The organism is Vibrio rarus (assembly GCF_024347075.1).
Classification (GTDB): Bacteria; Pseudomonadota; Gammaproteobacteria; order Enterobacterales; family Vibrionaceae; genus Vibrio; species Vibrio rarus.
Map to the genome: position 1 here is coordinate 1,055,163 of NZ_AP024900.1, position 12,765 is coordinate 1,067,927.

General features: G+C 42.9%; 11 protein-coding genes. 6 read left to right on the forward strand and 5 right to left on the reverse strand.

Annotation, left to right across the window (positions count from 1 at the left end):
- Positions 1–426 precede the first annotated feature (426 nt).
- Together clpS and clpA are read left to right on the forward strand one after the other, a co-directional pair.
- The gene (gene clpS, locus OCU56_RS04985; protein WP_261874429.1) at positions 427–747 is read left to right on the forward strand and encodes an ATP-dependent Clp protease adapter ClpS; all 321 of its coding nucleotides are present in this window, start codon (positions 427–429) and stop codon (positions 745–747) included.
- Between the two features lie 56 nt (positions 748–803).
- A complete protein-coding gene (clpA, locus tag OCU56_RS04990; RefSeq protein WP_261874430.1) occupies positions 804–3,074 on the forward strand; it encodes an ATP-dependent Clp protease ATP-binding subunit ClpA in 2,271 nt (756 codons plus the stop codon).
- Positions 3,075–3,303: 229 nt separating this feature from the next.
- Here clpA and infA read toward each other — a convergent pair whose 3' ends face one another.
- The 3 genes from infA to aat all read right to left on the reverse strand — a co-directional run bounded on the left by infA (position 3,304) and on the right by aat (position 5,051).
- Positions 3,304–3,522: a translation initiation factor IF-1 gene (gene infA / locus OCU56_RS04995; protein WP_001040192.1), complete on the reverse strand. Its 219-nt coding sequence runs from the start codon at positions 3,520–3,522 to the stop codon at positions 3,304–3,306.
- A 70-nt stretch (positions 3,523–3,592) separates the two neighbouring features.
- Positions 3,593–4,291 carry an arginyltransferase gene (locus tag OCU56_RS05000; RefSeq protein WP_261874431.1) on the reverse strand — a complete coding sequence of 233 codons (699 nt, stop codon included), beginning with the start codon at positions 4,289–4,291 and terminating at the stop codon, positions 3,593–3,595.
- 52 nt (positions 4,292–4,343) lie between these two features.
- Positions 4,344–5,051, reverse strand: coding sequence for a leucyl/phenylalanyl-tRNA--protein transferase (gene aat / locus OCU56_RS05005; RefSeq protein ID WP_261874432.1), 708 nt, complete (start codon positions 5,049–5,051; stop codon positions 4,344–4,346).
- A gap of 6 nt (positions 5,052–5,057) precedes the next feature.
- Between aat and OCU56_RS05010 the strand changes: the two genes are divergently transcribed.
- Together OCU56_RS05010 and aroA are read left to right on the forward strand one after the other, a co-directional pair.
- A complete protein-coding gene (locus OCU56_RS05010) occupies positions 5,058–5,513 on the forward strand; it encodes an outer membrane lipoprotein (RefSeq protein WP_261874433.1) in 456 nt (151 codons plus the stop codon).
- A gap of 117 nt (positions 5,514–5,630) precedes the next feature.
- Positions 5,631–6,908, forward strand: a complete 1,278-nt coding sequence (gene aroA, locus OCU56_RS05015; RefSeq protein WP_261874434.1) for a 3-phosphoshikimate 1-carboxyvinyltransferase — start codon at positions 5,631–5,633, stop codon at positions 6,906–6,908.
- 190 nt (positions 6,909–7,098) lie between these two features.
- On the opposite strand, the gene OCU56_RS05020 is transcribed toward aroA, so the two are convergent.
- Complete coding sequence (locus tag OCU56_RS05020; protein WP_261874435.1) at positions 7,099–7,905, reverse strand: glucosaminidase domain-containing protein; 807 nt, start codon at positions 7,903–7,905, stop codon at positions 7,099–7,101.
- Positions 7,906–8,073: 168 nt separating this feature from the next.
- A complete protein-coding gene (locus tag OCU56_RS05025) occupies positions 8,074–8,319 on the reverse strand; it encodes a YciN family protein (RefSeq protein WP_261874436.1) in 246 nt (81 codons plus the stop codon).
- A gap of 243 nt (positions 8,320–8,562) precedes the next feature.
- On the opposite strand from OCU56_RS05025, the gene topA reads away from it, so the two are divergent.
- Positions 8,563–11,199 carry a type I DNA topoisomerase gene (gene topA, locus OCU56_RS05030; RefSeq protein ID WP_261874437.1) on the forward strand — a complete coding sequence of 879 codons (2,637 nt, stop codon included), beginning with the start codon at positions 8,563–8,565 and terminating at the stop codon, positions 11,197–11,199.
- Positions 11,200–11,381: 182 nt separating this feature from the next.
- Positions 11,382–12,686 carry an inosine/guanosine kinase gene (locus OCU56_RS05035; RefSeq protein ID WP_261874438.1) on the forward strand — a complete coding sequence of 435 codons (1,305 nt, stop codon included), beginning with the start codon at positions 11,382–11,384 and terminating at the stop codon, positions 12,684–12,686.
- Positions 12,687–12,765: the final 79 nt, after the last annotated feature.

A 12,765-nucleotide genomic window follows, 5' to 3' on the forward strand; every position in this document is an offset into this window, starting at 1 on the left:
CATTTAATGCTTGTTGTGCGCTGTGTTCGTGACAGTTGCACGATAAATTTATGCTAACTGCTGAAAATGAGCTAACGACACCAATAGCCTAGTAAACGCGCTTTAAATTTTCATTCGAACATTAGAATAATGTAGACAAAGAATCGTGTTCGTCAATATCTTTGCAAAATTAGCGCAACAGAATATTAACGCCTGTTCGATAATTACACAACAGCCAGACACTTATATTGCGCTGTATGGCAGGTTTAGTGAAAGTGACAGAGGTAATGTTGGGCTTTTTTAATGCGAATCTTGTTTGATAAATAGCCATCTTGATATTGATAGCAATGTTTTATTTGCAGGGATACAATTGCTCTATTAGTCTCTAAGTAACAATAAAAAATTGTTGCCATAAGAGTGATTGTTTTTTCCACAAAAGACGTAAAAATGAACGATAATTTTGAATGGGTGACTCCAGATTTAGATTTACTGGAGAAAGAAAAAACCGAAGTAAAACCACCACCTATGTATCACGTTATGTTAAATAATGATGATTACACCCCGATGGATTTTGTTATTGAGATCCTTGAGCGTTTTTTTGGTATGGATGCCGATAGAGCGACTCAAACCATGCTTCAGGTGCATTATGAGGGGAAAGCACGTTGTGGCACGTTCACAGCTGAAGTTGCAGAAACAAAGGTTGCTCAAGTGACAGTGTACGCTAAAGAGCAACAACACCCTTTGTTGTGCACTATGGAAAGAGCATAACCACATAAGGTCAATTTTGGCTAAGTGGTTGTTTTTGACGTTTTGGGGAGGCATGTATGCTAAACAAGGAATTAGAAACGAGTTTAAATGGCGCTTTTTCTCAAGCGCGAGATAAACGACATGAGTTTATGACAGTAGAGCATTTGCTGTTAGCGCTGCTGGATAATCAATCAGCTCAAGAGGCACTTAAAGCGTGTGGTGCTAAGCTTGAAACCATTAAGCAAGAGCTGGATATCTTTATTGAGCAAACCACACCACTGATTTCGACTGATGATGCAACCAGAGAAACTCAACCCACATTGAGCTTTCAAAGGGTGTTGCAACGAGCGGTATTTCATGTGCAATCGTCAGGCCGAAATGAAGTTTCTGGTGCCAATGTGCTGGTGGCCATCTTTAGTGAGCAAGAGTCCCACGCCGCTTATTTACTCAAGAAAAACGATATCAGCCGTTTAGATATTGTTAACTTCATTTCTCATGGCATTAGTAAAACCACCAAAGATGACCCATCAGAACTGTTTGGTAGCAGCAGTGCAGAGACTAGCGAAGAAGTCACTCAAGAAGATCAATTAGAAAACTTTGCCACCAACCTAAACATTGTGGCTCGAAACGGCAACATAGATCCCCTGATTGGTCGTGACCAGGAGCTGGAAAGAACCATTCAAGTATTGTGTCGTCGCCGTAAAAACAACCCCTTGCTAGTGGGTGAAGCCGGCGTCGGTAAAACGGCCATTGCAGAAGGGTTAGCATGGCGCATTGTCGAGAAGGATGTGCCTGATGTCATTGCAAATTCGGTGATTTACTCACTGGACATTGGTTCTTTATTAGCGGGTACTAAGTATCGTGGTGATTTTGAAAAGCGCTTTAAAAACATTCTAAAGCAACTTGAAAAAGAAGACGATGCTATTTTATTTATCGATGAAATCCACACCATCATTGGTGCAGGCGCAGCATCAGGAGGTCAGGTCGATGCTGCAAACTTGATCAAACCACTACTCAGTAGCGGTAAGTTGCGTTGCATTGGTTCCACCACCTATCAAGAGTACAGCACCATTTTTGAAAAAGAACGAGCTCTGTCTCGTCGCTTCCAAAAAATTGATGTAGTTGAACCCTCTTTAGATGATACCACTAAGATCTTAATGGGTCTTAAATCTAAGTATGAAGAACATCATGAGGTGCGTTATACCAATAAAGCATTGCGTGCGGCAGTGGAGCTTTCTGCTAAATATATTAATGAACGTCACCTGCCTGATAAGGCTATTGATGTTATTGATGAAGCAGGAGCTAAAAGTCGCTTAGTACCAGTGAGTCGTCGTAAGAAAACGGTCGGTGTGGGTGATATTGAGGCTATGGTGGCTAAAATGGCGCGCATCCCAGAGAAGTCCGTGTCATCTTCCGATAAAGATATTTTGCAAAATCTGCATAAGAAAATGAAGATGCTGGTGTTCGGTCAAGACCAAGCTATCGATGTGTTAACGGAATCCATTAAGCTGTCGCGCGCAGGGCTCAGTGCGGAAAATAAACCGGTAGGTTCATTTTTGTTTGCAGGTCCAACAGGGGTAGGTAAAACCGAGGTGACCGCTCAGTTGGCGAAACTGCTAGGCATTGATTTGCTGCGCTTTGATATGTCTGAGTACGGTGAACGTCACTCTATTAGCCGTTTAATTGGCGCGCCTCCCGGCTATGTAGGCTACGATCAAGGTGGCTTATTGACTGACGCTGTAATCAAGCAGCCACACTCAGTGGTATTGTTGGACGAAATTGAAAAAGCGCATCCAGACATTTTTAATCTGTTGTTGCAAGTTATGGATAACGGTACTTTGACGGATAATAACGGCCGAAAAGCGGATTTCCGCAACGTTATTTTAGTGATGACAACAAATGCCGGTGTGGTTGAAACTGAGAAACAATCCATGGGCTTGATTCAACAAGATCATGCCCCTGATGCCATGGCGATTATTAAACGGGTGTTTACCCCAGAGTTTCGTAACCGCTTAGATAACATTATTTGGTTTAATAATTTAGACGAAGTGGTGATTCAGCAAGTTGTCGATAAGTTTATTGTTGAGCTGCAAGCGCAATTGGACTCCAGAGGAGTATCTCTAGAGGTGGCGGATCGTGCAAGGCATTGGTTAGCCATTAAAGGCTATGATAGAGCTATGGGCGCAAGACCTATGTCTCGGGTGATTCAAGAGCAGTTGAAGAAACCTTTAGCCAATGAATTGTTATTTGGGGCACTGGTGAACGGAGGCTCAGTTTCGGTGGATTTAGTGAATGATGAGTTGCAATTTCATTATGCTAATGCCGAAGAAGAGGCACTGCATCATTAATTGATAGCGGACTCATTTATTGATGGGCTTAACGTTTATCGTGACTTAGCCCACTATAGTTTTAAAGTTCAGCTTATACTATATATGGCTCCTCTCTTACTGTTATTGTTTGTTTTATCATCGATCAATATGGCTCATTTGAAGCCGACTAGGTAGAGAGGGGCCATTCCATTAGGCAATAAAAAACGGAGCAAAAGCTCCGTTTTTTTATGCGTAGTTAATAGAGATATTAACGAGCACGGAAGACGATGCGGCCTTTGCTTAGGTCGTATGGAGTCATCTCTACCGTCACTTTGTCACCAGTAAGGATACGGATGTAGTTTTTGCGCATCTTACCAGAGATGTGTGCAGTCACAACGTGACCGTTTTCTAGTTCTACACGGAACATAGTGTTTGGCAGAGTGTCCAGGACAGTGCCTTGCATCTCAATTACGTCTTCTTTAGCCATTTAATCCTCGATCAGAATAAGGGTAATCTTGGTAACCTAATTTAGTTACCTATTCACATTGGGCGATATTCTACCCTTGCCACCGTTGATTTACTAGCTTTTGATGCGAATCAAATCGGACTTTATAGTTCATTGCTGGACAATCGTCGATTTGATAGCCCAAATAGAGCCATTTTTTACCCTGAGATCGGGTATATTGGATTTGACGCAATACCGACAGGGTGCCCAGTGACATCGGGTGTTCCGGGTCATAAAAAGTGTAAAAAGCACTGTTGGCATTGCCCAGTTGATCGGTCACCGCAATGGACAGCAGTTTTTGCTCATCAAAGATGTGTAAAAATGAACTCGGAATAGTGCTTGAGTGAATGAACTTGGTAAAATCGTCCTTATTAGGGGGGAACATACTGCCATTAGCATGTCGAGCCTCGATGTACCTCTTGTAGATATCAAACCAACGCTCATCAATACTATCGGTCACTTTGTAGCTATATTGCGCGGCTTTATTGAGTAAACGTTTTTGACTTTTTGATGGCGTAAACTGTTCTACATCAATTCGAATCGCCACACATTTTTGGCATCCATCACAATGTGGTCGATAAATCGTATCACCACTGCGCCTAAAGCCATTTGCCAGTAATAATTCGTAGCCGTTAATATTAAGAAGTTCACTATCAAGGGCAACGGCCACTCGCTCTTGGCGGTCGGCTAGATAACTGCATGGGTGGCTTTTAGTAAAACCCACTCGAATATGCTGTAACTCTGGATTCATTGCTTGGGTGTTTCCCTTTGTACTTGGCTCGCACTGCAACAGTGTGGTCAGATTAAGTCATGGACAGATATTGTGGTTCGTAGCACGTTTCTGGCATCTCTGTATCTCGGTACGCAAGAAGATGCTCATGAAATGTTTCTTTGGGCAACTCTATCGCTCCCAATGATGCTAAATGGGGGTTCATTATTTGGCAATCAATTAATCGCCCCCCATGTTGCATAAAGTGTAGACAAAAATGCCATAAAGCCACCTTGGACGCGTTGGTTTTTATACTGACCATGGACTCCCCGCAAAAGACCTGCCCAACGCTCACCCCGTACAGTCCACCAATCAGTTGATCTTGATCCCACACTTCAACAGAATGACAGTGGCCGGCTTTTGCTAATGTTTGATAGGCAATGAGCATCTCATCGGTTATCCAGGTTTCCTCATCGGGTCGTGTACTGGCACAGAGCTCGATAAGTTGCTCAGTGGCGCGGTTAATGGAAACACGGTATTGATGCTTTTTGTGAAACTTCACTAAGCTTTTTGAGGGCTTATAGGTATGGGGTAGAAAGACCGCACGCGGCGAGGGGCTCCACCATAAAATGGGCTCAGCTACGCCATACCATGGAAAAATGCCTTGTTTATAGGCGTTACGCAATCGTGCCACGGACAGATCGCCGCCAAAGGCTAATAGTCCGTTAGGTTCAGTCAATGCTAAACTTGGATCAGGAAATAGTGTATTACTAGAACTGAGTTCTGGAAGATATAAGGTCATTATAAAATGAGAATACTGATTATTTTTTTACTCTTGTGTCCATTATTAGCACAAGCCGCTTATCAAAGAAACACCGCACGCCCAGTAAATGAGGTGGTGTATGGTCAAGTGCAGACGGTACGTTATATTACACAGCAACAAATTGTCGAGTCCAAAGCGAAAGGGTGGCAGACCTTATTGGGGGCTGTCGTCGGTGGCGTTATAGGGAATCAATTTGGTGACGGCACAGGCCGAGAGGTTGCTACGGCGGTAGGGGCGGTAGCAGGGGGCGGTTTAGTGCAGCACTATGGCCATCAACAGTATCGTGTTGAACATAAATTAGTCGAGTTATTAATAGAAACCGATGATCATCGCTTGATTGATGTCATTCAAGATATTGATAGAAACATGCTGTTTTCTCATGGGGACACAGTACGAATTTTGTATTTTGATAATGGCGTGCGAGTGGATTTACAACAATAAGGCACAATTATTTAGATTTGTACTCATTGAGTCTGTTTTTTTTTGTGCAATTTAGATAATCTGAAATTAATTTCAAATCAACATTGAGCATCAACTGCTTTCAAGGAAAAGAAGTCAATGGAAAGCTTAACCCTACAACCGATCTCTAAAGTCAGTGGCGTAGTCAATTTACCGGGCTCTAAAAGTGTGTCAAATCGCGCCCTTTTATTGGCGGCATTAGCTAAAGGCACCACTCGCTTAACCAATCTGCTCGACAGTGATGATATTCGTCATATGTTGAATGCATTACAGCAACTGGGAGTGAAATACACGCTATCTCAAGATAAAACTGCGTGTGAAGTAGAAGGATTAGGGGGAGTATTTAATCCACCGCAAGCATTAGAGCTATTTTTAGGTAACGCCGGAACCGCTATGCGCCCACTCGCAGCGGCCCTTTGTGCAAGCCAAGGTGAGTTTGTATTAACGGGTGAGCCACGCATGAAAGAGCGCCCTATTGGACACTTAGTGACGGCATTGCGTGAAGCCGGAGCGCAAGTGAGTTACCTTGAAAGTGAGGGCTTTCCACCATTAAAAATTCAAGGTACGGGCCTAACGTCTGGTGAAGTGACCATTGATGGCTCAATTTCAAGCCAGTTTTTAACCGCGTTTTTGATGAGTGCTCCGTTAGCGGATGGTGATATCACCATTCATATTGATGGGGATCTGGTCTCTAAACCGTACATTGATATTACATTACACATCATGCAGCAATTTGGGGTGAGTGTAGAAAATTACGATTACCAAAAATTTGTGGTTCGTGCAGGGCAAAGCTATGTAGCACCTGGAGACTTCTTAGTGGAAGGTGATGCATCATCGGCGTCTTACTTCCTTGCCGCCGCTGCCGTAGGTGGCGAAATTAAAGTGACAGGCATAGGTAAAGACAGCATTCAAGGTGATATTCAGTTTGCAGATGCTTTACAAGCTATGGGCGCTGAAATCGAGTGGGGCAGTGATTATATTATTGCTCGTAAAGGCCAACTTAAAGCCATTGATTTAGATTTTAACCACATTCCTGACGCGGCAATGACCATAGCCACCGCCGCATTGTTTGCTGAAGGGACAACCGTCATACGTAATGTGTATAACTGGCGTGTGAAAGAGACCGATCGTTTAAGCGCGATGGCCACTGAGTTACGAAAAGTAGGCGCCGTGGTTGAAGAGGGTGAGGACTACATCAAGGTTACCCCAGCACAACAGCTTAAACATGCTCAAATTGATACCTATGATGACCATAGAATGGCCATGTGTTTCTCGATTGTCGCTTTTGGCACCTCGGTGACGATTAACGATCCCAACTGCACATCGAAAACCTTCCCGGGCTACTTCGATAAATTGCAAAGTTTAGTGTGTGCTTAATCGCTATCGCAGTTAATCACCGATTAGCGTAGTGGTATTTATTAATCAACAATTCTAACGCAGTTATCGAGTATTTTAACAAGCTAGAATGACCCGTTATTGAGTACGATTGTTATTACCTCGGCTACAGTCAAAAAAAATCCCCAAACGAAACGCTTGGGGATTTTTTTATGGAATAAACGATTGACGATTATTTTGCGTCAGGCACGCTTTGTAAAAGCGCTTTGTTGTGACGAAGCATAGCAAGAATGTCGTTAATATAATCATCAGCACGCTCTGAATAACTGCCTAGGCCATGAATTAGTTGCTCGGCAGTAGGCGTTTTATGTTGCGCTCTAATGTTGGCACGAAGCTGACGAAAACTGGCGTAAGCTTGGTTGGTGTTTAGATTATCAACATAGGCAACCACAGAGTCTCCTGCAGAGGCAAATTTAGCCACTTCATGCGTTTTACCCTGTTGACGGTGACTCGGCACTACACCGCAGCCTTTAGTAAAGCACCATTGACCAAAAAGGTTGTTCGCTTGTTTAGCAAAGCGTGACGTACCCCAGCCACTTTCATTCGCCGCTTGAATCAAGACTAATTGCTCAGGAATGACATCCACATGCATTAATAAAGTATTCACTTCTTTAAGGTTAAATTGCTTGGCTTCTACACGATATTGTTTGGCTAGTTGTGCGAAAGTATCGCGCTGCGAATCCGATAAAGCTTTACCACTGGCGAGTGTTTTTTGTAGTGCTAGCGCTGTTTGTCGTTGCTGTTTTACAAAAGCATTTTTCTTTTGAACATAAGGCTTTATAAACGCGAAAAAGGCGCTTTTCTTTTCCTTAACGTCAGTGATAGCAGCAAAGTCAGGAAGAGTCACGGCTTTAAAGTGTAAAGTGCTGTTTTGATTGTGGCCAACAAACAAATGATAATAGGTAGATGCCGCCAATATGAGGAAAAAACTTCCTATTATAATCGCGCCATTTGTGGGTATGTATTTACGTAAGCTCACCGCAATTCCTTGTTTGGATATATTCAAAAGTGTGAAGTGGGTCATTGTATGTGAGCGGTAAGCTCAATAATACTTGCGTAACCTTATGTTCCGCGTTTTATATGGTGTTGGCAAGATAGCAATGAGGGGTGAGGCAAGTCAAGAGCCCCAATATGGAGCTCTGGAGGATTATTTTAGGGTAAATTCTTTTGATAGATGATGGGCGAGATATTTGAACATGTTAAATACCGCGGTGGTGTTTGGCGTAGGCAAACCATTTTCATCGAGGAAATAGTCACCTTTAAAGATAAGGACTTGGTCTTTTTCTTCCACTGAGGTAGCGCGCATTCCCTCTATATAGTCGGCATGATCTTGGATGATGTTGTTCGCAATCAGTAATAGTTCGAACTCTGAAATTGTTTTCTTATCACTCATTATAGTACCTGTATGTCATGTGAAATTTGCCGCTAAGTGTAACGCTAACTTAAGTTAAAACAAAAGCAGATTTATGCAAAATAGCCTATGGTTTATCGTCAGAACATTGTTTATTAAGCACACAAATAGCATTAAAAGCGAAAAAATGGGTTGATTTTGTCATTTGTTCGCTCGATAGTAAAAAAAGAATCAGAATTGGTGTTCGTACTTTACGAACCAAAATATAGGACAGAACGTTCAATTATGGGTAAGTCTCTCGTTATAGTGGAGTCACCAGCTAAGGCAAAAACGATCAATAAATACCTTGGTAAAGACTTCATTGTTAAATCTAGTGTTGGTCACGTCCGTGATCTACCTACTGCTGGTCAATCCAGCGGTAAAAAGGCTACGCCTATATCCACGAAAGGATTGAGCGCAGAAGAAAAAGAACGCATTAAGAAAGCAAAGGCGAAAAAGTCGCTGATTAAGAAAATGGGGATCGACCCCTATAATAACTGGGAAGCGAATTATCAAATCTTGCCAGGTAAAGAGAAGGTCGTAGCAGAACTGCAAAAATTGGCAAAAGACGCTGACTACGTCTATCTCGCAACCGATTTGGACCGCGAAGGAGAAGCTATCGCATGGCACCTTCGTGAGATCATCGGTGGCGATGAACAGCGATATAAGCGTGTGGTCTTTAACGAAATCACTAAAAATGCCATTCAGCAGGCCTTTGAAACCCCAGGTGAACTGAATATTGATGGTGTGAATGCCCAACAAGCGCGTCGCTTTATGGACCGTGTAGTGGGATTCATGGTGTCGCCATTATTATGGAAAAAAGTCGCTCGCGGATTATCTGCAGGGCGAGTGCAGTCGGTGGCAACCAAGCTAGTTGTTGAGCGTGAGCGTGAAATTAAAGCGTTTATTCCAGAAGAGTTCTGGGACATTCATGCCAATACGTTAACGCAAAGTGCAGCCGATTTTCGTCTCAATGTGGCACAAAGAAATGGCACGGCCTTTAAACCAACTAACGAAGCGGATACCAAAGCGGCATTGAGCTTGTTAGAAAAGGCGCAATACGAAGTTTGTAAACGAGAAGATCGTCCAACGAAGAGTAAGCCTTCAGCCCCTTATATCACGTCCACCTTGCAACAAGCCGCCAGTACTCGACTGGGTTACGGCGTTAAGAAAACCATGATGTTGGCACAGCGTTTGTATGAAGCGGGTTACATTACCTATATGCGTACAGACTCAACCAATTTGAGCAGTGAAGCAGTAGAAAATCTACGCAGTTTCATCAGCAGCGAATACGGTGATAACTACTTACCGCCAAAACCATTGGTTTACGGCAGTAAAGAGGGGGCTCAAGAGGCGCACGAAGCCATACGTCCTTCAAGTGTTGATGTGCAAGAGCCAGAGTTAGTGGGTGTGGATAAAGACGCTCACAAGTTGTACGCCCTTATTTGGAATCAATTTGTTGCCTGTCAAATGACACCAGCGCAATACGATTCTACTACCATTAGTGTGAAAGCCGCTGAATTTACCCTAAAAGCGAAAGGTCGTATCTTGAAGTTCGATGGTTGGACTCGCGTACAACGCCCTATGGGTAAAAACGAAGATCAGATCCTGCCAGAAGTGCAATTAGGCGATATTCTATCTTTAAAAGATTTAGAACCTAAGCAACACTTTACCAAACCAACGGCGCGCTTTACCGAAGCGGCTTTGGTGAAAGAGCTCGAAAAACGTGGTATTGGTCGCCCATCGACTTATGCTTCTATTATTTCGACGATTCAAGACCGTGGTTATGTAAAAGTGGATCAACGTCGCTTTTATGCAGAAAAAATGGGTGAGATTGTTTCTGACCGTTTAGATAACAGCTTTGTTGATTTGATGAACTACGACTTTACTGCACGAATGGAGCAAAAGCTCGATCAAATTGCAGAAGGCGAGGCAACATGGACGCAAGTTCTAGATAGTTTCTTCAAAGACTTTTCAACGGAGCTGGCAACAGCAGAACTCGATTCAGATCAAGGGGGTATGGAACAAAACCATATCGTAATGACCGACATTGAATGTCCAACCTGTTCTCGCCCTATGGGGATTAGAACGGCCTCAACTGGGGTATTCTTAGGTTGTTCGGGTTATGCGCTTCCTCCTAAAGAACGCTGTAAAACCACCATTAACCTTGGTGATGAAGACGGAATTATTAACGTCTTAGAAGAAGACCCAGAAACGGCTGCATTGCGCGCTAAGCGTCGCTGCCCTATTTGTGAAACGGCGATGGACGCCTATCTCATTGATGATAAGCGCAAACTTCACGTATGTGGTAATAACCCTAACTGTGAAGGCCACGTGGTTGAGAATGGCGAGTTTAAGGTCAAGGGCTATGATGGCCCTGTGGTTGAGTGTGATAAATGTGGCGCTGATATGGTGTTGAAAAACGGCCGTTTTGGTAAGTACATGGATTGCACCAACGAAGAGTGTAAAAATACGCGTAAGATTTTGCGCAATGGGGAAGTCGCGCCACCAAAAGAAGATCCTGTGCATTTACCTGAGCTTCCATGTACTCAGTCAGATGCTTATTTTGTGTTGCGAGATGGTGCTTCTGGTTTGTTTATGGCAGCCAGTAACTTCCCTAAATCTCGTGAAACACGCGCACCTCTTGTGCAAGAGATAGCCCGCTTTAAAGACCGTATTTCACCTAAGTTCCAATACTTAGCGGATGCACCAGCACAGGACCCTGATGGGCGTCCTACTGTGGTTCGTTTTAGCCGTAAGAGTAAAGAGAATTACGTTCGCTCAGAAATTGATGGCAAACCATCTGGATGGACGGGTTTGTATATTGATGGCAAATGGGAAATTACCGATAAACGTAAGAAACCCAAAGCAAAAAGTGAATAGCTAATTTTACTATAATGATGAGAGTCAACGGCATATTTACCGTTGACTCTTTTTTTTGCCTGATATTTAAGCATTCGCACACATATGCATCTAAGGTAACCGTTTGCTTTTACTCTGTGTATTGAAGGCGATATTGGTAACGTCTACAATTTACAACCTATTTTCACAAACATAGAAACCCCATGAAATTTCCAGGCCAACGTAAATCTAAGCATTATTTTCCCGTTAATACTCTTGACCCTTTAGTACCTAAAACTCGCCCAGAGTCGGGTTCAAACAGCACTTATGTAGTGGGTATTGACCAGACCTTAGTGGATATAGAAGCAAAGGTCTCGGATGATTTCATCGCTAAGTTTAACTTAAGTAAAGGGCACTCATTAGTGGTGGATGATCGCACTGCAGAGTTGCTTTATGAAGAGTTAAAATCTCAGCAACTCATTAGTAATGAATACGCGGGTGGAACGATAGGTAATACATTACACAACTACTCTGTCCTTGCAGATGATAAATCCATCTTATTGGGTGTCATGAGTGCGGATATCAAGATTGGTAGTTATGGCTTTCGTTATTTATGTAATACCTCAAGTCGTATGGATCTTAATCATTTGCAAGGGGTGGATGGTGCCATTGGCCGCTGCTTTACACTTATTTCCGACAGTGGTGAACGAACTTTCGCAATAAGTGAAGGGAAAATGAATCAACTGCATCCGGAGAGCATCCCTGAAGGGATTTTTAAAGATGCCTCAGCCTTAGTATTAACTTCTTACCTTGTACGTTGTAAAGAGGGCGACCCTATGCCTGACGCGACGATGAAGGCCATAGAATACGCTAAACAATATAATGTACCGGTTGTATTAACATTAGGTACTAAATATGTGATTCAACAAGATCCACAATTTTGGGTAGATTTTATTTCAGAAAATGTATCCGTTGTGGCAATGAACGAAGAAGAAGCACTAGCACTGACAGGGTTATCCGATCCCTTATTAGCCGCAGATAAGGTATTAGATTGGGCGGATTTAGTTTTATGTACAGCAGGCCCTGTAGGACTATTTATGGCAGGTTATACCGAAGAGTCCACAAAGCGTGAAACGTCACTGCCATTATTACCTGGAACCATTGCGGAATTTAATCGCTATGAATTCAGTCGTCCTGCCTTAAAGGCGGATTGCCGAACTCCTTTTAAAGTGTATTCACATATCGCGCCATATATGGGCGGACCGGAAAAAATCAAAAACACCAATGGGGCAGGGGATGCAGCGTTATCTGCATTATTGCATGATTTATCAGCTAATCGATTCCATAAACAAAATATTCCTAATTCAAGTAAACATGAATATGAATATTTAACCTATTCTTCTTTTTCTCAAGTATGTAAATACTCAAATCGTGTGAGTTACGAAGTGTTGGCACAACATTCTCCCCGCTTATCTCGTGGTCTACCAGAACGTGAAGACAACTTAGAAGAAGCGTATTGGGAAAGATAATAACAGTGTAATAATACCCACCGTAGTAATTAACTGACCATTCTAGCTTGTTAAAACACATGATAACGGCGTTGTAATT